Raw genomic sequence first — 22,128 nt, 5'->3', positions numbered from 1 at the left:
TCCCTGGTCGCCACTGATGCCCCCGTCGTCCTGGGCATCTGCTCATCGTGCAGATGAAACTCCTTGTCAAACGCCTTCCTGCAGGACTGATCATCACGATTCAGTAACGACCGGTGGTGTTCCCTGAGAACGACTGCTAGCGTTAACATCGTTCAAGTCGAGGCACCGTTGCCGCGGCCGTGATCCGGGTACGAAGGAGTACAGGTGACCACACTTCTAGAGCTGAAGAACGTCTCCAAGACGTTCCCAGGCGTCAAGGCGCTGCAGGGGGTGCATCTCGACCTCAATGCGGGCGAGGTGCTCGGCCTGTGCGGCGAGAACGGCGCGGGCAAGTCGACCCTGATGAAGATCCTGACCGGCATCTACACACCCGACCCGGGTGCCGAGATCTGGCTGCAGGGCCAGCAGGTCCAGGTGCAGGGCGTCAACCACGCCCGCGAACTCGGCCTGTCGATCATCCATCAGGAACTGAACATGGTCCCCGACCTGACGGTCGCTCAGAACCTGTTCCTCGGCCGCTCCGGCAGTCACAAGGGCGGCTTCATCAGTGACGACAAGCTGAACACCCGCGCGGGCGAGCTGTTCGACCGGCTCGGCATGACGCTCGATCCCAAGGCGCGCATCCGCGACCTGTCCGTCGCGCGTCAGCAGATGGTCGAGATCGCGCGCGCCCTGTCCTACAACTCCCGCATCCTCGTCATGGACGAGCCGACCGCGGCGCTCACCCTCGCCGAGACCGATGCTCTGTTCGGCATGATCCGCGACTTCGTCACGCCTGAGACTGGCCTGATCTACATCTCGCACCGCATGCCCGAGATCGAGGAGATCACCGACCGCGTCTCCGTCCTGCGCGACGGCCAGTACGTCGGCACCGTGACCACCAAGGAGGTCGAGATGCGCGAGATCATCTCGATGATGGTGGGCCGCGAGGTCTCCGGCGACGCCCGCCCGCGTACGCACGTCACCTCCGACGAGGTCGTCCTCAAGGTCGAGGGGGTCAGCACCCGCAACCTGCTCGAGGACGTCAGCTTCGAGGTCCGCAAGGGCGAGGTCCTCGGCTTCGCCGGCCTGATGGGCGCCGGCCGCACCGAGGTCGCCCGCTGCGTCTTCGGCGCCGACCCCCGCACCTCAGGCGAGGTCCACATGCACGGCAGGAAGGTCGCCATCCACGGGGCGGCTGACGCCGTCCGCGCCGGCATCGGGTACCTCTCCGAGGACCGCAAGCAGTTCGGCCTCCTGCTCGACCAGGACATCAAGGCCAACACCGCGATGGCCGCCATGAGCACCTTCAGCAGGGCCGGCTACATCCTCGACGCCAAAATCCGCGAGGTCGGCGAGGATTACAGCAAGCGCCTGCGCGTGAAGACGCCGAGCGTCAACCAGATCATCGGCAAGCTTTCCGGCGGCAACCAGCAGAAGGTCGTCATCGCCAAGTGGCTGGTCCGCGACTGCGACGTGCTGATCTTCGACGAGCCCACCCGAGGCATCGACGTCGGCGCAAAGGAGGAGATCTACGACCTGATCGAGTCGCTGTCCGCGCAGGGCAAGGCGATCATCGTCATCAGCTCCGAGCTGCCCGAGGTGTTGCGCCTGTCCCACCGCATCGCCGTCATGGCCCAGGGCCGCATCACCGGCTTCCTCGACAACGAGGACGCCACCCAGGAAAACATCATGGAGCTCGCCACCGTCGGCAAGTCCCAGTCGAAAGGAACCGCAGCGTGAGCACCGCAGCCGCCGCCCCGACCGCAGCCCCGTCCAAGGCCGGTCAGATCCTGAAATCCTCGCTCCAGCAGCTGTTCGTCTTCGCAGCGCTGATCGTGGTGTTCGTGTTCTTCATGATCTTCGCGAACAACTTCGGCCCGGGCATCATCCCTGACATCCTGCTCCAGGCCGCCGCCATCGGCACCATGGCACTGGGCGCGACGTTCATCATCGCCACCGGCGGCATCGACCTGTCGGTCGGCACGGGCATGACCTTCTGTGCCGTGATGGCGGGCGTGTTCATGTCCAGCGCCTTCATGAACCTGCCGCTCGGCATCGGCCTGCTGCTGACCATCCTGGTCGGCATCGCCATCGGCCTGGTCAACGGCTTCCTGATCGCCTACCTCGACATCCCGCCGTTCATCGCGACGCTGGCCATGATGATGGTCACCCGCGGCCTGTCGCTCATCATCTCCAAGTCCTCGTCGATCAAGATCGAGAACCCCGACTACTCCGCGATCTCGAACGGCCGCATCCTGCCGTTCCTGTCGAACGCGGCGCTGATCTTCGTTGTGCTCGGCATCGTGGCGGCCTTCCTGCTCGGCAAGACGCTGCTCGGTCGCTACGCCCTGGCGATCGGCTCCAACGAGGAGGCGACCCGCCTGTCCGGCATCAACGTGCGCCTGTGGAAGATGCTCGTCTACGTCACGGCCGGCATCTTCACCGCGCTCGGCGCAATCCTCTACTCTGGGCGGTTCGGCTTCGTCCAGCCCGCGGAAGGCCTCGGCATGGAGCTGCAGGTCATCGCGGCCGTCGTCATCGGCGGCACGTCCCTGTCGGGTGGCCGGGCGAACATCATCGGCACCATGATGGGCGCACTGCTCATGATGACCCTCACCGTCGGCCTCCAGATGATGGGCATCCCCAACCAGTGGCAGCTCGTCGTCACCGGCGTCATCGTCCTGCTGGCCGTCTACGCCGACATCCTGCGCCGCAAGCGCTCCACGGCCGTCTAGGCCCCGAGTCAGATTCTCAACACCCATACCCGCCGGGAGGATCCACCTCCCGGAACAGAAAGGAAACCCGCCATGCGCATGCTGCGTACCGCACTGGCACTGTCGTCAGTGCTCGCCCTGGGCCTGACGGCCTGCTCCACCTCGAGTACGACGACGTCGTCGTCGCCGGCCACCGGCACCGAGACCTCCGCCGCCGCGACGGAGTCCGCCTCCTCCGCGCCGGTCAACACCGATGACCTGACCGCCGACATCACCAAGGGCGATGGCACCAAGACCATCTACCTGGTCTCCAAGGGCTTCCAGCACCGCTTCTGGCAGGCCGTCAAGGAGGGCGCAGAGCAGGCAGGTGAGGAGTTCGGCTACAAGGTCGAGTTCGTCGGTCCCGAGAACGAGCAGGCCGTCACCCAGCAGCTCGATCAGCTGACCACCGCCCTCCAGCAGAAGCCGGCCGCGATCGGCTTCGCCGCGCTGGACTCCGGTGCCGCCAGCTCGGTCCTCGACCAGATCAAGGCCGCCGACATCCCCGTCATCGCCTTCGACTCCGGCGTCGACTCCGACATCCCGCTGACCACCGTGTCGACCGATAACACCGCCGCCGCTGCGGCCGCCGCCGAGCACATGAGCGAGCTCATCGGTGGCAAGGGCACCGTCGGTCTGGTCTGCCACGACCAGACGTCGCGCACCGGCCAGGAGCGCTGCCAGGGCTTCCAGGACTGGATGAAGGCCAACGCGCCCGACATCACGCTGCTGGAGCCGCAGTACGCCGGTGAGGTCGGCCTGGCCGCCAACACTGCCAAGGCCATGATCACCGCCAACCCGGACATGGTCGGGATCTACGGCACCAACGAGGCCGCTGCCATCGGTGCCCTGCAGGGCACCACGGAGTCCGGTAAGGACCTCACCGTCGTCGGCTTCGACTCCGGCAAGGCCCAACTCGACGCTATCCGCAACGGCGAGCAGGCCGGCGCCATCACGCAGTCCCCGGTCAAGATGGGCTACCTCACCGTGGTTGCCGCCATCCGCGCCATCGACGGCCTCGAGGTGCCCGCGACGATCGACTCCGGCTTCGCCTGGTACGACAAGTCCAACATCGACGATCCCGACATCGCCGCCAACCTCTACGAGTGACCTCCTGCTGGGTCCTGCCCAGCGGGAATCCGGGTGGCCGTCCCAGCGGCGGCCACCCGGCACCCATCGACATTCCCCGGCCCGCCTGCCAAGGGCCGGAACCCAGCACGACCAGAGAAGGTGTCATCCGTGACCAACTACCCGAAGATCGGCATCCGCCCCATCATCGATGGGCGTCGTCGAGGCGTCCGTGAGAGCCTCGAGGACCAGACGATGAACATGGCCAGGCGCGTCGCCGCGCTGTACGAGGCCGAACTGCGGTACCCGGACGGCACCCCCGTCCAGGTCGTGATCGCCGACTCGACCATCGGCGGTGTCGCGGAGGCCCAGGCCACCGCGACCAAGTTCCGCCTCGAGGGCGTCGGACTGACCCTGAGCGTCACCCCCTGCTGGTGCTACGGCACCGAGACCATCGACATGGACCGCACCATGCCGCACGCGATCTGGGGCTTCAACGGCTCCGAGCGGCCCGGCGCCGTGTACCTGGCCGCCGCCCTGGCCGGCCACGCGCAGCTCGGCATCCCCGCCTTCGGCATCTACGGCGAGCACGTCCAGGACGCCGACGACGAGACCATCCCCGACGAGGTCCGTTCCCGGCTCCTCGACTACGCCACCGCAGGCCTGGCCGTCGCCCAGATGCGCGGCCGTTCCTACCTCGCCATGGGCGGGGTCTCCATGGGCATCGCCGGCTCGGTCGTCAAGGACGACTTCTGGAGCAAGTACCTCGGCATGCGCAACGAGTACATCGACATGAGCGAGTTCGACCGCCGCGTCCGCGAGAACATCTTCGATCCCGAGGAGTTCGACAAGGCATACGCCTGGATCCGCGAGAACTTCACGCAGGGCGAGGACTTCAACCCCGACGCGCTGAAGATGAGCGACAAGCACGAGGACTGGTGGATCTACTGCACCAAGATGACGCTCATCGCCCGTGACCTGATGGTCGGCAACCCGCGTCTCGCGGAGCTGGGCTTCGGCGAGGAGGCCGGGGGCCACGGCGCGATCGCCGCGGGCTTCCAGGGCCAGCGCCAGTGGACCGACGGTATGCCGAACGGCGATGTGATGGAGACCATCCTGAACACGCAGTTCGACTGGAACGGCCCCCGCCCGGCCTACGTCATGGCCACCGAGAACGACGCCCTGAACGGCGCCTCCATGCTGTTCAACCACCTCCTGACCAACCAGGCTCAGCTGTTCAGCGACGTCCGCACGTTCTGGAGCCCCGAGGCCGTCGAACGCGTCACCGGGTACAAGCTTGAGGGCCGCGCGTCCGGCGGCATCATCGACCTGCGCAACTCCGGCTCGACGACCCTCGATGGCACCTTCGCGGCCACGCAGGACGGCGAGCACGTCATCAAGAACTGGTGGGACCTCACCGAGGCGGACACGCAGGCCATGCTGGACTCCACCACCTTCCACCCGGCCAACGTCGAGTACTTCCGTGGGGGCGGCTTCTCCACGCACTTCCGCTCGGCCGGCGAGGTGCCCGTGACGATGTGCCGCATCAACCTGGTCGACGGGCTCGGCCCGGTCCTCCAGATCGCGGAGGGCTGGACCGTCGAGTTGCCCGACGAGGTCGCCACGACCATCGAGGTCCGCACCGACCGCGCCTGGCCGACCACCTGGTTCGTGCCGAACCTGACGGGCGAGGGCGCGTTCACCAGCGTCTATGAGGTGATGAACCAGTGGGGCGCCAACCACGGCGCCATCGCGTACGGCCACATCGGCGCCAAGCTGATCACGCTCGCCTCGATGCTCCGCATCCCGGTGAACATGCACAACGTGCCTGACGAGCAGGTGTTCCGCCCGAAGGCCTGGTCCGCGTTCGGCACGCGCGATCTCGAGGGCGCCGACTTCCGCGCCTGCGACGCCTACGGCCCGCTCTACGGCTGAGTCTGAGGCGCCACCGACAGGGAGGGGCGGGCGTCCGCGCGTCCGCCCCTTCCCACCCCTACCAACCAGGAGATCGCGTGCCCCCCGTCACTGCCCTCGCCGTCGACCTCGGCTCGTCGTCCGGGCGCATCGTCGCAGGAACGTTCGACGGCGCCACCATCACCGAGACCGAGGTCCACCGCTTCCCTCACCGGGCCACCCTCGTCGACGGGTACCTCTGCTGGGACCTTGACGCGATCTGGACCGAGATCGTCGCAGGGTTGCGCGAGGCCGTCCAGCAGTTCCCGGGCGCGGTCAGCGTCTCCGTCGACACCTGGGGAGTCGACTACGTGCCGCTCGACGCCGCGGACCTCCCCATCGCTCCCGGCCGGTGCTACCGCGACGAGCGCACCGTCCGCACGCACGAGGCCTTCCGCTCCAGGTTGGATGACGGGGCCGCCTGGGCCGCGACCGGCATCGCGCCGGCCACCATCAACACGGCCAACCAGCTGTTCGCCTTCCTCACGGAGGAGCCCGACGCCGCCGCCCGCACGGCCAGCGTCCTCCTGCTGCCCGACTATTTCACGTGGAAGTTGTCCGGGGTGAAGGGCTGGTCCCGCTCGCACGCCTCGAGTTCCGGCCTGTGCACGCCCGGAGTCCGTGACTTCTCCGACGACGTGCTCGGCGCACTGGGCATCCCGCGAGGTTGGTTCGGCGATGTGACCGCCGAGCTGGATGCCGTCGGTCCGTGCTCCGTCGACGGGTTGGCTGCTCTGACCGTCGTGCGCGCCGGCGCTCACGACACGGCATGCGCCACGCATGCGCTGCTGCGCGACGTGACACAGGAGTCGTACTTCCTCAGCTGCGGGTCGTGGTCGGTGCTGGGAGTGCTGCGCGACGAGCCGTTGCTCAGCGCACGCGCCCGTGAGATCGGCCTGACGAACGAAGCCACCGCCGACGGCGGGCTGCGGCCGCTGTTCAACATCACCGGGTTGTGGATCCTGCAGGAGTTGCAGCGCGAGTGGGCCGCCGAGGGTCGGGAGGCGGACATCGCCCGGCTCGTCGAGCTGGCCGCCGAGGCCCCGACGCTGGGCGCGCTGATCGACCCGGACGAGCCCTGTTTCGCGCAGGCGGGCGGGATGCTCGCCCGGATCGGTGCGGCGCTGGACGGGCAGGGCATCGACGCCGCGACGCTGACGCAGGGGGCTGTCGTCCGCCTGGTGCTGGAGTCGCTCGCCGAGCGCTACGCCCGCGGGCTCGCCGAGCTGGCGGAGCTCACAGGCGCTCCCGCCCGTCAGCTGAACCTCATGGGCGGCGGGTCCCGCAACGCCCTGCTGTGCCAGCTGACCGCCGACCGGACGGGCGTGCCGGTCATCGCGGGGCCCGTCGAGGCGTCCGCGCTGGGCTCGCTCATCGCGCAGCTCGAGGTGCTCGGCCATCTCGACCCGGCCGACCGCAACGCCGTCATCGCGGCCACCGCCCGCACCGTCGAGTACCGGCCACGGGCATGAGCGCGGAGATCCTCGGCGGGGTCGCCTCCGTCAGCCCGGTCGCGGCCCATAGGGTGCAGGCATGACCCCCGAATCCAGGCGCGTGAACCTGCGCGACATCGCGGAGGACTCAGGCGTGTCCATCCAGACCGTGTCCCGCGTCGTGCGCGGGATCAACGTCGTCGCCGAAGAGACCCGAGCCCGGGTTATGGCCAGCGTCGAGCGGCTGGGGTACCGCCCGAACCTGGCGGCCCGCTCGCTGTCGGCGCACCGCACAGGCCAGGTCATCGTGCTGGTGGCCGTTCCTCTGCTCTACGGCCACGCGACGACGTTCGTCGAGGTCTGCCAGGAGCTGGCCGAGCTGCAGCTGCATGCGGTCGCCAGCATCGCGCCGCCTCTCGAGGGCGTCGTGCCGGACCTGCAGGACCTCATCCCCGTCACGGCCGACGGGGTCATCATCCTGGGCGGTAGGACGGACCCGTCGCCCTGGGTGGTGGATGTCGCCGCGCGGATGCCCACGGTCCTCATCGGACGCGTGCATTCGCTGCCGCCGCACTCCGCCGGGGTCTCGCTCGATCACAGGGCCGGCGCCATCTCCGCAGTCAGGCACCTGATCGACCGCGGCGCCCGCCGGATCGTCCACGTGGCCGGGCCGCAGGACTGGATCGACGCCTACGAGCGGCTGGCCGGCTACCACGAGGCCATCGCCGAGGCCGGCCTCGAGCCGGTCGTGCTCCACGCCGGAACCTGGGACGCCGCGGACGCCGGTCCGCTGATGGGGCGGCTGCCCGAGGGCACCGACGCGGTGTTCGCGGCCAACGACCAGCTCGCACTCGGCGCCATGACGGCGCTGCAGAAGCGCGGGCTGTGCGTGCCCGGAGACGTCCGCGTCGTCGGCTTCGACGACATGGCGGGCGTCGGGTTCCTGAATCCGGGCCTCACCACGGTCCGGCAGGACTTCCGTGCCATCGGCCAGCTCGCCGTCCAGTCTCTGCACCGGCTGCTCACCGCCGACGAGGTCGAGGTCGGGGCGATCCGCGTCGACGCCGACCTGATCGTCCGGGAGTCCACGTGAGCCGACGCCCATCGCATCGGCAGAGATCCACCTGAAAGGAACACCATGCTGTACGGACCCATGCTTCATCCCCAGCTGATCGGGGCGCTCGCCCGCGCCGGCCACGGCGGCAGGATCCTCATCACCGACGGAAACTACCCGGGCGTCAGCGGCGCGAACCCGGCTGCGGAGCGGATCTGGCTGAACCTCGCGCCCGGCCTCCTGACCGTCTCGCAGGTCCTCGACGTCGTCAAGCAGACGATCCCGATCGAACAGCTGGGACTCATGGTCCCCGCGGCCGACGCGAAGGGCATCGAGCTGCCGGAGTCGATCCCGGCCCACGACGAGTACCGCGCGGCCCTGCCCGGCGTCGAGGTGGCCATGATCCCGCGCTGGGACTTCTACGACGCGGCCAAGACGAGCGACGTCTCCGTCGTCGTCGTGACCGCCGACCAGCGCCTCTACGCCAACGTGCTGCTCACCGTCGGGGTCCGCGCCCCGGGCGAGTGACGGAGCCCGGTTCCCTGAGTACTTCGACGGGCTCAGCACAGGCACTTCGACGGGCTCAGCACAGGCACTTCGACAGGCTCAGCACAGGCTTGTCGAGGGCCTCGAGCTTGTCGAGAGGGCCCCTGTCGTGCACAACAATGCCCATTTCAGGGCGGCTGTACCTATATCGCAGCGGATCCGACATAGGCATTCTTATGCACGGGTTCCCGGACGCGGAAGACGCGGTTGAAGGACACACCTGGAGGCGCGACGGCCCTGCCGATCATAGTCAATGCCGTGCTGCGCCTAAACTCAGTCATCCACCAGTCAGTCCCTTCGCAGCCGCGACAGGGTGAGGAGCCCTCGCGGACGGGTCGTCGCGTACGTCCGCGTGCTGCTGCTCTGGCCACAGTTGTGTACGGGGCGGTGGCGACGACTCGAGTGCGTGACGCCAACAGGCCCGACCCCCCTTGGGGGCCGGGCCTGCTCTTGACCGGAGTCAGCCTCGGGATCAGCCCTCGGCGGCCTCGATCAGCTTCATGCGCTCCGCGTCATTGGCGAAGACATCCTTGAGGTTGTCCTTCGTCACGACGATCGGGTCGAGCTGGTAGATCGCGACGTCGGTGGCTCCGTTGTCCTCGGTGGCGTCGGGGGCCGGGAGCTCCTCGCCCTTCTGAGCGGCGACGATCAGCTCAACGGTCTTGCTGACCAGGTCCTCGGTGGGCTTGGCGACGGTCGAGTACTGCTTGCCCTGGGCGATCCAGCTGATCGACTCGTTCTCGGCATCGAGGCCGGAGACGACGGGGATGTCCTGACCGGCCTGCTCCGCGGACGTGATGATCGCGCGGGCGATGCCGTCATTGGGCGACAGCACACCGTCGATCTTCTTGTCGGAGTAGAAGCCCGACAGCAGCGAGTCCATGCGGGCCTGGGCCTTCGAGTTGTCCCAGTCCTGCGTGGCGACCTGCGTGAAGTCCTTCTGGCCGGACACCACGACGAGCGTGCCGTCGTCGATCTTCGGCTGCAGGACGCTCATCGCGCCCTCGAAGAACTTCGGCGCGTTCGGGTCGGCGGGGCCGCCGCCGAACAGCTCGATGTTGTACGGGCCGTCGCCCTTCTCGGCGGCCAGGCCGTCGAGCAGGGCCTGGCCCTGCAGCTCACCGGTGCGCACCGAGCCGAACTGGATCACTCCGTCGACCGCGGTGGTGTTCTCGATCAGGCGGTCATAGCCGAAGACCTTGACGCCGGCATCGTGGGCCGTCTCGAGGACGGAGCCGAGCTGGGTGCCGTCGATGGGGCCGACGACGATCGCCTTGGCGCCCTGCTCGATCATGGCCTCGATCTGCTGCTGCTGCTGCGGGACCTTGTTGTCTGCGGCCTGGATGAGTGGCTTGAAACCGGCCTCGGTGAGCTGGTCCTCGAACATGGTCTCCGCCTCCTTCCAGTTCTGGGTGCCGAGCCAGGGGAGCGCGACGCCGACGGTGGCGTCGGCCGCGAAGCCGGCTGCGGCGGAGCCGCTTCCGGTCGCCTCCGCGGTCGTTCCCTCGCGGCCGCCACCGCAGGCCGTGAGGCTCATGCCGGCGACGATCAGCGACGCGATGAGGGGTGCTGCTCTGAACTTCATCGTGGTTTCCTTTCCCGGATGGGTAAATGAGGGGTTGGTTGCCAGTGGGCCGGTCGGCCCACTGAGGATTGGTGGTTGGGGCTTCGGTCAGTCGGTGGTCGACACGGGGTTCGGCTTGTCCTTGGCGAAGCGGCGTGTCATGGCGCCGATCACCGAAGGCTTGCCCTGGACCTTGTTGCGGACGTCGAAGGCGACGGCGGCGAGTAGAACGAGGCCCTTGATGACCTGCGTCTGGTCGGCCCCGACGCCCATCAGCATCAGGCCGCTGTTCAGGACGGCCATGACGAGGCCGCCGATCATGGATCCGACGACCGTGCCGATGCCGCCCGAGACGGCGGCGCCGCCGATGAAGACCGCGGCGATGGCGTCGAGCTCCCACATGGTGCCGTCGGAGGGACCGGCGGAGGTGGCGCGTCCGACGAACAGGATGCCGGCGATGGCCGCGAGGAAGGACATGTTCATCATCACGACGAAGTAGACCTTCGGGACGCTGACCCCGGAGAGAGCGGCGGCGGCCTTGTTGCCGCCGACGGCGTAGATGTGGCGGCCGAGCCGGGTGCGCTGCGTGATGACGTGGTAGATGATCACCAGGGCGACGAGGATCAGGCCGGGAATCGGGAACGACGTGCCGGGTCGCCCGGAGCCGAAGAGGTACGTGAGGTATCCGATGACCACGACGATGAGCGTGAGCCTGACGACCGTCGCCCAGAGCGGGGCCTCGTGGTTGCGGGCCAGCAGGCTCGCCCGGCGACGCAGCTCGTGGTAGATGAACCAGGCGGCGGCGATTATGCCGAGCACGAGTGTTGAGTTGTTCATCCCCGTGAAGGCGGGGCCCCACTCGGGCAGGTAGCCGGCGCCGAGGACCTGGAACTCGCGCGGAACGGGCACGGAGATCGAGTGCGACATCCAGATCACGAGGCCACGGAAGATCATCATGCCCGCGAGCGTCGTGATGAAGCCCGGGATGCCCATCTTCGCCAGCCAGAAGCCGTGCCACGCGCCGACGAGGATGCCGACGACGATGCCGAGCAGGAGTCCAGCCCACCAGGGGAGTCCCCAGTCCCGGATGCTGATGGCCACGCTCATGCCGACGAAGGCCGCGACCGAGCCGACGGAGAGGTCGATGTGCCCCACCACGATGACCATCACCATGCCGATGGCGAGCACCAGCACGTAGGCGTTTCCTGAGATGAGGTTCTGGAAGTTCGAGGCGGTCAGCATGCGGCCGCCGGAGATGACGTCGAAGATGACGACGAGCGCGACCAGCGCAAGCGCCATGGTGTACTGCTGGAGGCTTCCTCCGAACACCTGCTTGAGATGCTTCATGGTTGTGTACCGGTCCTTGGCTCTCAGATCTGTGCCGGGTCCGCCGGCGCGGTGGAAGTGGTGGTCATGCGGCGCATGAGGGTCTCCTGGTCGGCCTCGGCCGAGGCGAGCTCACCCGTGATCTCGCCCTCCCGGATGGTGTAGATGCGGTCAGTGATGCCGAGCAGCTCCGGCAGCTCCGACGAGACGACGATCACGGCTTTGCCTTCGTCGGCGAGGGCGTGGATCAGCTTGTAGATCTCGTACTTGGCGCCGACGTCGATGCCACGGGTCGGCTCGTCGAGGATGAGCACCTGCGGCGAGGTGTACATCCACTTGGCCAGGACGACCTTCTGCTGGTTTCCGCCCGACAGCGTGGCGACCCCGGAGTCGACGGAGGCGGTCTTGATGCGCAGATCGCGTCGGTATGTCTCGGCGACGTCCGCCTCCTTGTCGAGCTGGAGGAGACCTCGCGAGACGATGCCCTTCAGATTGGCAAGCACGATGGTCGACTTGATGGAGTCGATGAGGTTGAGGCCGAGACTCTTGCGGTCCTCCGTCACATATGCGAGCCCGCAGGTGATGGCCTGCTGAACGCTGGTGGGCGCGATCTCCTTACCGTCGAGCCACATCCGACCCTCCAGGTAGGTGCCGTACGAGCGCCCGAACAGCGAGCGCATCAGCTCGGTCCGGCCGGCCCCCATCAGGCCGGCGAAGCCGACGACCTCCCCGCGGCGCACGGTGAACGACTCGTTCTTCGCCACGAGCCGCCCCGGCAGCGACGGATGCTCCACAGTCCAGCCCTGCACCTCGAAGAGGGTCTCTCCGATGTGCGGCTCACGGGTGGGGTAGCGGTTCTCGATCGAGCGGCCGACCATCGCCTTGATGATCCGGTCCTCGTCAACCTGCCCGGCCACGACGTCGTACGTGTCCACCGTCTTGCCGTCGCGGATCACCGTGACTGCGTCGGAGACCTCGGCGATCTCGTTGAGCTTGTGCGAGATCATGATGCACGTGATGCCGCGGCCCTTCAGCCCCCGCATCAGGTCGAGCAGGTTCTCCGAGTCGTCCTCGTTGAGGGCTGATGTCGGCTCGTCGAGGATCAGCAGGCGCACGTTCTTCGACAGCGCCTTGGCGATCTCGATGAGCTGCTGCTGGCCGACGCCGAGGGTCTTGACGGGGGTGTCGGGATCGACGTCCAGGCCGACCCGCGCGAGGAGTTCGGCCGCCTGAGTGCGGGCGGCGTCCCAGTCGATCAGCATCCCGCGGACGACCTCGGATCCGAGGAAGATGTTCTCTGTCACTGACAGCTCGGGGATGAGTGCCAGCTCCTGGTGGATGATGACGATTCCCCGCTCCTCCGACTCGCGGATCGATGCGAACCGCATCTCCTCGCCGTCGAACAGGATCCGGCCGTCGTACGTGCCGTGGGCGTACACGCCCGAGAGCACCTTCATGAGGGTGGACTTGCCGGCTCCGTTCTCACCGCAGATCGCGTGGATGTCGCCACGGCGCACCTGCATCGTCACGTTGTCGAGCGCCCTGACGCCGGGGAACTCCTTGGTGATCCCCACCATCTCCAGCAGCACTGGGTTGTCCGTCACGTTGCCTCCCGTCTTCGATGACTCAAGCCGTTCGACTCCGAATCGGCTGGGTTTGACTACTGAAGCCAACGTTAAGCGGCATGGATTCATGGCGTCAACAACTAAACACAGCCTGTTATCAGAATGTGACCAAGTTCCTCACGAGGAGCTGTGCCGGTGGGCCGTCATGAGCGGTCGCACACCTAGTTGATCAATGTTCGACGCGTATCGGGCGCGGTGTCAGGCCGGGATTCGTAGCTTGAAGCCAAGCCCGCCGAGGCGCTTGTTAACGTTTCCAGTTGGATTCGGAGCGTGATGATAGGCTTCGACGCGTGATCGACGGTATCGGCGCCAGGGGTTCGCAGTCTTCGCTGCGCGAAGCCAACAGCGCGGCCGTCGTCGAGGCGGTCAGGCAGTACGGGCAGATCACCCAGGTGGAACTCGCGGCGGTCACGGGACTGTCGCCCGCCACCGTCTCCAACCTCGTCAAGACGTTGCAGTCCGCCGGGGTCGTCCAGACCACCGCAACCGTCCGCTCTGGGCGACGGGCACAGGCCGTCTCCCTCGTGCGATCCTCGGACCTCTCCGTCGGCGTGCACATCGGGCGCCGGCGCGTCGAGGTGATCGTCGCGGACGCCTCATGGACCGTCAACGCGAATCAGCATCTTCCGCTACCGCTGGACCACCGCGACGACACGACGCTGGACCGGATTGCGCTGCTGGTCGGGGAACTCACGGAGCAGGTCGGAGCGTCGCTCGACGACGTCGCCGCCGTCGGGCTCACCATGCCGGGCGTGGGCGGGGCCGCATACGAGACGCTCACCGGGTGGGAGCAGCTCGACGTCGCGGACCAGCTGACCCGCATCCTCGGGCGTCGCGTCCTCGCGGTGCCGGAGGTAGCGGCGGCCGCGGTGGCGGAGGCGCGGTACGGGGCGCTGCGCGGAGTGGGGTCGGCGCTCGTCGTGCGTGCCTCCTCGACCACCACGTCGTCGCTGCTCGTCGGAGGGCAGCCGCTGCAGGGGCTCGGTGTCGCGGCAGGGGCTCTCGGTCATGTTTCCGCGGACCCCGCAGGCCGGATCTGCCGGTGCGGTGCGCGCGGCTGTCTCAACACCGTGGCCTCGCACCTCGCGCTCGCGGACCTGCTGCGCGTGACGCACGGCCCACTCAGCCTCCGCGCGATTGTGCAGCGGGCGAACGACGGTGACCCGGGGTGCCGTCAGGTGGTCTCGCACGCGGCGACGGCCATAGGTACGGCCATCGCGGACGCGGCCACTCTGCTTGCTCCGGAGCGCATCTGCCTCACCGGGGCGCTGACGGCCACCGGGGATCTGTTCACCGACGCTGTCCGCGCGGTCCTCAGGACGCGACCGCTGCTGCCGTCGGGCGAAGGCTTCGTCGTGGTCGGGGAGTGTGAGGACGCGGAGGCGCGCGGCGCGTTGGCCGTGGCCAGTGACGGCATGGACCCTCTGAGGAACAGGGAGAGATGATGAGAGACTCCACGGCGTTGTTGAGGCTCACCGACGTCGACAAGGTCTTCGGGGGTGTGCACGCCCTGACGGGAGTGAACCTTGAGGTGCGCAGCGGCGAGGTCGTTGCACTCGTCGGCGACAACGCCGCGGGCAAGTCGACCGTCGCGCGGCTGATCGCCGGCGTCTACCAGCCCGATCACGGCACCATCGAACTCAAGGGCGAGATCGTCAGCATCCCGAGTGCCAAGGCCGCGATCGCGATGGGCATCGCAACGGTGTTCCAGGAGTTCGCGCTCGTCGAGCAGCTGGACGTGACGAGCAACATCTTCCTGGGCCGCGAGATCGTCTCGGGCGGGCTCCTCGACCGCACGAGGATGGATGAGCTCGCCCGCAGCTACCTCGGGCGCCTGCGGACGCGCATCGCGGACCTCGACCAGCCTCTGCGCGGGCTCTCGGCCGGCCAGCGCCAGTGCGTCGCCATCGCCAGGACGCTGGTGAGCGACCCCTGCCTCGTCGTGCTGGACGAGCCCACCGCGTCGCTTTCGGTCAGCCAGACCGCCGAGGTACTGAGCTACATCGAGGACCTCCGCGACATGGGCCTCGGCGTGATCCTGATCAGCCACAACCTCAGCGACGTGCGTGCGGTGGCCGACCGGATCGAGGTGCTCCGACACGGCCGCAACAACGGCTCCTTCCAGTCCGGCGCAGCCAGCTATGAGGAGATCATCGCGGCCATCACGGGCGCCACCCGCGCCCGGTCGGCGCACCCGTCTGCGCCGTGATCTGAGCGCTGCGTCTGGGCAGCGGGACGACAACCGGCCCGGTCCCTGCCGCGAGGAGACCGGGCCGGCGGGCGTCGGCGGATCAGCGCTGGGGGCCGCCACTGAACGAGGACCCGCCGCCGAACGACGACGAGCCGCCACCGAAGCTGGATCCGCCGCTCATGCCGCCTCCCATGGAGGATTTGGACGAGTCGGACGTCGGGATCGCCTCGGAGGTATCGGAGAGGACAAGCGTGTCGCCGTCGGCCAGGCCGTCGGTGACCTCGACATGCGTGGTGCCGCGGATGCCGAGCGTCACGTCCTGGGTGGAGACCTGGCCGTCCGACACGACCCTGACGGTGCCGGAGTCGGACCCTGTAAGGGTGATCGCCGAAATCGGTGCGAGCAGCGCGTCGGCGCTGGAGGCGACGGTGATTGTCAGGTTCGCCGAGGTCCCCGCCACGAGTCCGGCCGCTGGCTCGGCGACGACGACGCTCACGGTGTAGGTGGTCGCGCCCGAGGTGGGCATCAGCGCGATGGTGCCGACGGTGCCCTCGGAGGTGCCGCCCGTGGCATCGGACACGGAGACCTCCTGGCCGACCGCGACCTTGCCGATGTCGGTGACGGCCACCTCGACGGGGATCGAGACGCTGTCTTCGGTGCTCACCGTGGCCACGTCGGACGTGGCGGCCGTCCCGCCCACGACGAACGGCATCGCCGTGAGCACGCCGTCGGCCGGCGCGACGAGCGTCGCGCCCTCGAGCGCCAGCTCAGCGGACGCGTAATCCAGCTCGGCCTGCTGCAGCGCGACCTCGGCCTGGGCCACGGTCTGCGACGTGCCGCCGGTGGAACCGCCGCCGGAGACGGAGCCCGAACCCGACGCGGCGGAACCGGAGGCCGAGGAGCCCGACGCGGACGAGCCTGAGGCGGAGGAACCAGACGCCGCAGACGAGCCGGAGGCCGCGGACCCGCTCTGGGTGTCGGTGGAACCCGTCTGCGAACCCGTGGAGCCGGTCTGTGAGTCGGCGGAGCCGGACTGCCCGGCCGAGCCGCTCTGCGAGTCGGTGGAACCGGTCTGCGAGCCGGTCGATGAACCGTCCTGCGTGCCCGAACCGCCCTGCGTGCTGCCCGAGTCCGAGCCCCCTGTCGTGGTGTCGGCGACGGCGGCATCGGCCCAGGCGACCAGGACATCGATCGCGTCGTTCAACTCGGTGGTCGCGTCGTTGACCGACTGCTCGTTGGTGCTCAGCCCCTCGAGCGCCGTGATGCAGGCGGTCAGGTCGACCGTCGAGGCGGTGTTGTCATCTGTGTCGGTGCCGGCCGTGGCGCTGGGCACCGCGCTGGCGGACTCGCTGGCCGACGTCGTCGGCTCGGAGGTGGGCTCCGACGTCGACTCCGTCGCTGTGGCGGACGGCGAGGCGCTCGCGGTGGCGGTCTCCGTCGGTTCCGGCGTGGGGCTGGCGGTCGTCGTGGCCGACGGCGTGGCCGACGGATCCTCGGTGGAGTAGTCCGCGTTCGTGATGACCAGGTCCGTGGTGCTGGAGGAGTTGGTCGCTGTGGTCTCCTCGGCGGTCGCGGTGCAGGTCGACGTGGCCGAGCCGACCGCGGAGGTCAGGTTCTGCCACGCTTTCGCGTAGGCGGCGCGGGCCGCCTTCAGCCGCTTCTTGGCCGCCTTGAGGTCCGCCGCCGACGTGTCCTCCGCCTGCGGAGTCTCGTCTGACGGGGACGTGGTCGTGTCCCCCGAGGGCGTCTCCGTGGCCGATGCGCTGGGGGTGGTCGAGGAGCCGCTGCCCGCGGAGTCCGTGCTCGACCCGGCGGAGTCCGTGCTCGACCCGGTGGAGCCGGAGGTCGAGCCGGTCGAGCCCGAGGCCGAACCCGTCGCGCCCGACGTGCTGCCGGTACTTCCGCTGGAGGAACCGGTGCTCGAGCTGGACTCGTCCAACGTGCTCGAGGAGCTGGAGTCGTCGGAGTCGGCCGCCTCCTGCGCCGTCTCCAGGGCCTCCTCGGCCTCCGCGAGCGTGAGGGCCGCGTCGTCGAGGGCATCGGAGAGGTCGGTGGTGTCGATGGTGGCGATCTCGTCGCCCGCCTCGACGGTGTCCCCGACCTGCCTCGACACGGAGGTGACCTCGGCGCTGGCCGGGAAGGAGGCGCTCACGTCTCCGACGGCCGCGACCGTCCCTGTGCTGCTGAGCGTCTGGGTCACCTCTCCGGTCGTGACGGTGCCGGTGACCAGCGTGCTGGCTTGGGAGGGTCGGCTGAGCGCCCAGGCGCCGGTGCCGGCGAGGCCCAGCGCGACGACGGTCGCGCCGGTCAGCACGATCCGGCGGGTCCGTGCCCGCCGCTTCGCCTCAGCCCTGGTCATCGGTTACCACCCCCCCATGGCGCGACTGCCCATGGAGCACTCGCCGTCGGTGGCCTCGCTCAGCGCGATCGAGGTGGCCGTGACGGCCCCGGTGTCATCCGTGTCGCCCTGGGCCAGTGCGCACACGCCCTCGACGGCGTCGTCCAAGGACGCGTCCGTGGTGGTCGTGATCGTCGTGTCGTCGCTCACGGTGAAGGTGCTCTCGGTGTCGTCCGGGCCGTTCACGGTGACCGTGTCTCCGTCGACGGCCGTGATCTCGCCCGAGATGAACGACCCGCCGCCCATGCCGCCGCCCTCGGGGGCGCCCGACGGCATCGACCCGGGATCCATGCTGGCCATGTCGCTCGGCATGTCGGTGGGCATCGAGCTCGGGTCCATGCTCGGCATCCCGCTGGGGGCGCCGCTCGCATCACCGGACGGGCGCTCGCCGCCTCCGCCGAACCCGCCGCTGAAGCCGCCCGTGCACCCGTCGTCGGTCGCCTCGGTCACGGTGAGCGACGACGCGGTCACCGACGAGTCGTCGCCGGTGCCCATTCCGCTGACGCACAGCCCGGTGGCGAGGTCGTCAATGGAGCCGGTGACCTGCGTCGTGAACGTCGTGTCGTCGGTGTAGGTGACGGCCGTCTGGCCGTCGTCGCCCTGCACCTGCAGCGTCGAGTCCTGCACGGCGGCGATGATCCCGAACGTGCCGTTGATCTGCATGCCGCCGCCCTGGCCTCCGCTGCCCGGTGCGCCGGAGGCGGCCGCGTCGGGCTGCCCGGTCGACTGCGCCGACGGGGCAGTGCTGGTCTCGGCGGTGGTGGTGCCTGAGCAGCCGGCCAGCGCCAGTGCCGCGACCGCGGCGATCGAGGTGGCGATGCGGAAGGTGCGCGTGGTCATGTGTGGTGTCCTGTTCGAAGTGATGGTCATCAGTCGCGCCTCAGGGCGTCGATGGGGGCGAGCTTGGCCGCTCGGCTCGCGGGGTAGACGCCGGCGACCAGGCCGACGCCCACGGCGACGACCAGCGACCCGACGATGGCCCAGCCGGCCAGCGTCACGGGCTGGTCCAGCAACGCGGGCAGCAGCCAGGCGCCGAGGAACGCGATGCCGAGCCCGAGGACGCCCCCGGTGAAGCCGAGCACGGCGGCCTCGGTGAGGAACTGGTTGCGGATGGTGTGCTGGCGGGCGCCCAGCGCCTTGCGCAGTCCGATCTCCCGGATGCGCTCAGTGACGCTGACGAGCATGATGTTCATGACGCCGATGCCGCCCACGAGCAGCGAGATCGCCGCGATGCCGCCCAGCAGGATCGTCATGGTCTGCTCGGTCGACGTTGCCGCCGACACCAGCGACTCCTGGGTGGTGATGCTGAAGTCCGCGTCGTCGTCCGCCGTCAGATCGTGTCGGGTGGTGAGCGCCGCGGTGGCCTCCTGGTAGGCGGCCGACAGGTGCGCCTCGTCCTCGGCGGTGATGTAGATCGTCGAGACGGTCGATGCCGACGTGCCGACGGTCAGCGCGGCGGTGGACCACGGCATCAGGACGGTGTCGTCCTCGCTGCTGGTGTCCGAGGTGCTGCCGGTGGACTCGAGGACTCCGACGACCTGGAAGTCCGCCCCGTTGATGCTCACGGTCTGGCCGACCGCGATCGCGGCGCTGCCGAACAGCTCCTCCGCCGTGTCGGGGCCGAGCACGATCTTGCGAGCGTTCTCGCTCACGTCCTCGTCTGTCAGGAACCGGCCGACGGACACGGCGCGGGAACGCACATCCAGCCACGACGGGGTTGCCGCCACGACGGTGGAGGTCCAGGTAGTGTCATTGGCGCTCAGCGTCTGGCTGGTCGAGGCGACGGGGGCCACGCCCGAGATGCTCGGCGCGACGTCGGAGGACGCCAGCGCCTCGGCATCGGCCCTGGTCAGGGTGGTGGCGGAGCCGAAGCCGCCGCGGACACCGTCGCTGGTGGAGCTGCCGGGGGAGATGATCAGCAGGTTGGATCCCAGCGCGCTGATCTGGTCCTTGACGGACTGCTGCGCGCCGAGCCCGAGGCCGACGGACAGGGTGACCGATGCGATGCCGATCATGATGCCGAGGATCGTCAGGATGGAGCGGGTGCGGTTGAGGCGGACGGCCTCGAGCGCGACCTTGAAGGTCTGGCCGAAGTTCACTGCGTCACCGCCATCAGGTGGTCCGTGATCAGCCCGTCGCGGACGTGGAGGATGCGGCTCGACCGCTCGGCGACCTCGGCCTCGTGCGTGATCAGCACGATGGTCCGGCCGGAAGCGTGGAGCTCGTCGAACAGGCCGAGGACATCGTCGGTGGACTTGGAGTCGAGGTTGCCGGTGGGCTCGTCGGCGAGGATCATCGCCGGGTCGGACGCCAGGGCGCGGGCGACGGCCACCCGCTGCTGCTGGCCGCCGGACAGCTCACCGGGGCGGTGCCCCATGCGGCCTTCCAGCCCGACACGGCCCAGCGCCTCGATCGCTCGCTCCTTGCGCTCGGCGGCCGGCATCCCCGCGTAGACGAGCGGAAGCTCGACGTTGCGCCACGCCGACAGGGCCGGCAGCAGGTTGAACTGTTGGAACACGAAGCCGATGTAGCGGTTGCGGATCTCCGCCAGCTCGTCCTCGTCGAGGTCTGCCACGTTCTGCCCGCCGAGCTGGTAGGTGCCGGTGGTCAGGATGTCGAGGCAGCCCAGGATGTTCATCAGCGTGGACTTGCCGGACCCGGAGGGGCCCATGATCGCGACGTAGTCGCCCTCGGCGACGCTCATCGTGATGCCACGGAGCGCCTGTACCTCGAGCGAGCCGTTCGAGTACGTCTTGGTGACGTCGTTCAGTTCGAGGACGTTCACTGGTTCGGGCCCCCGCCCTGGCCACCGCCGGGGAGCCCGCCTGAGCCACCGCCGGGCATCTGCCCGCCGGACATCTGGCTGAAGTCCGGCATCTGGCCGTCGGTCGGGAACTGGCCGTCGGTCTGGCCGGACTCGGAGCTGTTGCCCGCACCGCGGGTGGCCATGGTGACCTCGATCTGGTCGCCCTCGGCGAGGCCGTCGGTGATGACGACCGTCGAGTCGACAGTGTCGCCCGTGGTGACCTCCGTGGTGGTGGCGACGCCGTCGACGAGCTTCTGCACCGTGGTGGCACCGTCGGTGGTGGTGATGGCCGAGGCCGGGATCGCGATGACGTCCGAGAGCTGAGAGACGATGATCTCGGCGGTGACGCTGGACCCGGAGTAGAGACCCTCCTGCTTGCCGGTCAGGGAGATGGTCACCGGGAACGATGCCGTGCCGGAGCTCGTCGACGACGCGGTGACCGCGACGGAGGTCACGGTGCCGTAGAGGGTGTCGGAGGCGCCGTCGACCGTGAGCTCGGCCTGGAGGCCGGTCTTCACCGACGCGATGTCCGAGCTGGAGACGGTGGTGGAGACGGTGTAGGCGTCCTTGGAGATCAGGACGATGGCCGCCGACGAGGTGGTGCTCGTCGTGGTAGAGCCGCCCATGGCGGAGGTCGAGCCGCCGGAGCTGGAGCTGCCGCCGGAGGAGGAGCCGGTCGAGTCGCCCTCCTCGATGTTGACCTCGGCGACCAGCCCGTCGAAGGGGGCGGTCATGGTGGCGTTGGCGAGGTTGGCCTTCGCGGTGGTGACCGCGTTCTTCTTGACCTGCACGGAGGCCTCGGCCGCTTTGATCGCCGCGTCGCTCGAGTCGTCGTCGTCCTCGAGGTCGGCGAGGGTCTCCTTGGCCGCGGTCAGGTCCGCCTTCGCGGAGTTGTAGGCGATCTGCAGCGACGAGTCGTCGATCGTGGCGAGCGTTTCGCCCTCCTCGACGGTGTCGCCGACCTCGACCTTGACCTTCTCGACGGTGCTGGAGGAGTCGAAGCTGAGGTCGGCCTCGCGCTCGGGGGAGAGCGTGCCCGTCGCCTCGACCGTGGTCTTCAGCGTCGTCGTGGACACGGTCAGTGTCTGGGTCGTGGAGGCGGCGGCCGTCGTGTCGGGCCTGCTGACCAGGTACCAGGTACCGGTCGCGGCACCCGCGAGGACCACCACGGTGGCCAGCGTGGCGATCACCTTGCCCTTGCGCGATCTGGGCCACAGCCGCAGTCGGCGTCGCTTGGGCTTGGGTGTCTCGTCAGTTTCGACAGTCTCGCTCATCTGTTCTTCCTGGGCGTGGTTCGGCCTGGCAGTTCCCGGGCCGATGTCATCCTCTGCCCGTCGTCTGTGTCGACGATGGGCCGAACCTGTGGTCGACCTGTGGTTTGAGGGCTCCCGACCCCGTCGGACAGTGCAGATCCGTCACATGCGCCGGC

Annotated in this window: 17 protein-coding genes; 9 read left to right on the top strand and 8 right to left on the bottom strand. The window is 68.7% G+C overall.

What is annotated here, in order from left to right; genetic code table 11:
- Positions 1–204 precede the first annotated feature (204 nt).
- The 7 genes from QH948_RS12015 to QH948_RS11985 all read left to right on the top strand — a co-directional run bounded on the left by QH948_RS12015 (position 205) and on the right by QH948_RS11985 (position 8,771).
- Positions 205–1,722, top strand: coding sequence for a sugar ABC transporter ATP-binding protein (locus QH948_RS12015; protein ID WP_281144600.1), 1,518 nt, complete (start codon positions 205–207; stop codon positions 1,720–1,722).
- Positions 1,719–2,717, top strand: coding sequence for an ABC transporter permease (locus QH948_RS12010; RefSeq protein WP_281144599.1), 999 nt, complete (start codon positions 1,719–1,721; stop codon positions 2,715–2,717). The genes QH948_RS12015 and QH948_RS12010 overlap by 4 nt, the downstream gene beginning before the upstream one ends.
- Positions 2,718–2,789: 72 nt before the next feature.
- Entirely contained in the window at positions 2,790–3,845 is a 1,056-nt protein-coding gene (locus QH948_RS12005; RefSeq protein WP_281144598.1) for an ABC transporter substrate-binding protein, read from the top strand.
- 33 nt (positions 3,846–3,878) lie between these two features.
- Positions 3,879–5,738: an L-fucose isomerase gene (locus QH948_RS12000; protein ID WP_438874099.1), complete on the top strand. Its 1,860-nt coding sequence runs from the start codon at positions 3,879–3,881 to the stop codon at positions 5,736–5,738.
- A gap of 77 nt (positions 5,739–5,815) precedes the next feature.
- Positions 5,816–7,228, top strand: a complete 1,413-nt coding sequence (locus tag QH948_RS11995; RefSeq protein ID WP_281144596.1) for a rhamnulokinase — start codon at positions 5,816–5,818, stop codon at positions 7,226–7,228.
- 61 nt (positions 7,229–7,289) lie between these two features.
- The gene (locus tag QH948_RS11990) at positions 7,290–8,282 is read left to right on the top strand and encodes a LacI family DNA-binding transcriptional regulator (RefSeq protein WP_281144595.1); all 993 of its coding nucleotides are present in this window, start codon (positions 7,290–7,292) and stop codon (positions 8,280–8,282) included.
- Between the two features lie 45 nt (positions 8,283–8,327).
- A complete protein-coding gene (locus QH948_RS11985) occupies positions 8,328–8,771 on the top strand; it encodes an RbsD/FucU family protein (protein WP_281144594.1) in 444 nt (147 codons plus the stop codon).
- A 490-nt stretch (positions 8,772–9,261) separates the two neighbouring features.
- Here the strand turns inward: QH948_RS11985 and QH948_RS11980 are convergent, their stop codons facing one another.
- The 3 genes from QH948_RS11980 to mmsA all read right to left on the bottom strand — a co-directional run bounded on the left by QH948_RS11980 (position 9,262) and on the right by mmsA (position 13,283).
- Positions 9,262–10,374, bottom strand: coding sequence for a substrate-binding domain-containing protein (locus tag QH948_RS11980; protein ID WP_281144593.1), 1,113 nt, complete (start codon positions 10,372–10,374; stop codon positions 9,262–9,264).
- Between the two features lie 87 nt (positions 10,375–10,461).
- Positions 10,462–11,700 carry a sugar ABC transporter permease gene (locus QH948_RS11975; RefSeq protein ID WP_281144592.1) on the bottom strand — a complete coding sequence of 413 codons (1,239 nt, stop codon included), beginning with the start codon at positions 11,698–11,700 and terminating at the stop codon, positions 10,462–10,464.
- Between the two features lie 23 nt (positions 11,701–11,723).
- Positions 11,724–13,283, bottom strand: coding sequence for a multiple monosaccharide ABC transporter ATP-binding protein (gene mmsA / locus QH948_RS11970; protein ID WP_281144591.1), 1,560 nt, complete (start codon positions 13,281–13,283; stop codon positions 11,724–11,726).
- A gap of 311 nt (positions 13,284–13,594) precedes the next feature.
- Here mmsA and QH948_RS11965 point away from each other — a divergent pair, with 311 nt between their 5' ends.
- Positions 13,595–14,749, top strand: a complete 1,155-nt coding sequence (locus QH948_RS11965; RefSeq protein WP_281144590.1) for an ROK family transcriptional regulator — start codon at positions 13,595–13,597, stop codon at positions 14,747–14,749.
- Positions 14,746–15,513 carry an ATP-binding cassette domain-containing protein gene (locus QH948_RS11960; protein WP_281144589.1) on the top strand — a complete coding sequence of 256 codons (768 nt, stop codon included), beginning with the start codon at positions 14,746–14,748 and terminating at the stop codon, positions 15,511–15,513. The genes QH948_RS11965 and QH948_RS11960 overlap by 4 nt, the downstream gene beginning before the upstream one ends.
- Before the next feature lie 82 nt (positions 15,514–15,595).
- On the opposite strand, the gene QH948_RS11955 is transcribed toward QH948_RS11960, so the two are convergent.
- The 5 genes from QH948_RS11955 to QH948_RS11935 are packed head-to-tail and all read right to left on the bottom strand — an operon-like array spanning position 15,596 to position 21,973.
- On the bottom strand, positions 15,596–17,854 hold the full coding sequence (locus tag QH948_RS11955; protein WP_281144588.1) for a permuted SH3 domain-containing protein: 2,259 nt from the start codon (positions 17,852–17,854) through the stop codon (positions 15,596–15,598).
- 3 nt (positions 17,855–17,857) lie between these two features.
- A complete protein-coding gene (locus QH948_RS11950) occupies positions 17,858–18,733 on the bottom strand; it encodes a hypothetical protein (protein ID WP_281144587.1) in 876 nt (291 codons plus the stop codon).
- A 29-nt stretch (positions 18,734–18,762) separates the two neighbouring features.
- The gene (locus QH948_RS11945; protein WP_281144586.1) at positions 18,763–19,992 is read right to left on the bottom strand and encodes an ABC transporter permease; all 1,230 of its coding nucleotides are present in this window, start codon (positions 19,990–19,992) and stop codon (positions 18,763–18,765) included.
- Positions 19,989–20,678 carry an ABC transporter ATP-binding protein gene (locus tag QH948_RS11940; RefSeq protein ID WP_281144585.1) on the bottom strand — a complete coding sequence of 230 codons (690 nt, stop codon included), beginning with the start codon at positions 20,676–20,678 and terminating at the stop codon, positions 19,989–19,991. The genes QH948_RS11945 and QH948_RS11940 overlap by 4 nt, the downstream gene beginning before the upstream one ends.
- On the bottom strand, positions 20,675–21,973 hold the full coding sequence (locus QH948_RS11935) for an efflux RND transporter periplasmic adaptor subunit (protein WP_281144584.1): 1,299 nt from the start codon (positions 21,971–21,973) through the stop codon (positions 20,675–20,677). The genes QH948_RS11940 and QH948_RS11935 overlap by 4 nt, the downstream gene beginning before the upstream one ends.
- Between the last annotated feature and the right edge of the window lie 155 nt (positions 21,974–22,128).

Origin of the sequence: Tessaracoccus lacteus (assembly GCF_029917005.1) — a bacterium.
GTDB lineage: Bacteria > Actinomycetota > Actinomycetes > Propionibacteriales > Propionibacteriaceae > Arachnia > Arachnia lactea.
The sequence above is the reverse complement of the archived record's forward strand: the minus strand, read 5'-3'. Positions and strand labels throughout refer to the sequence as shown.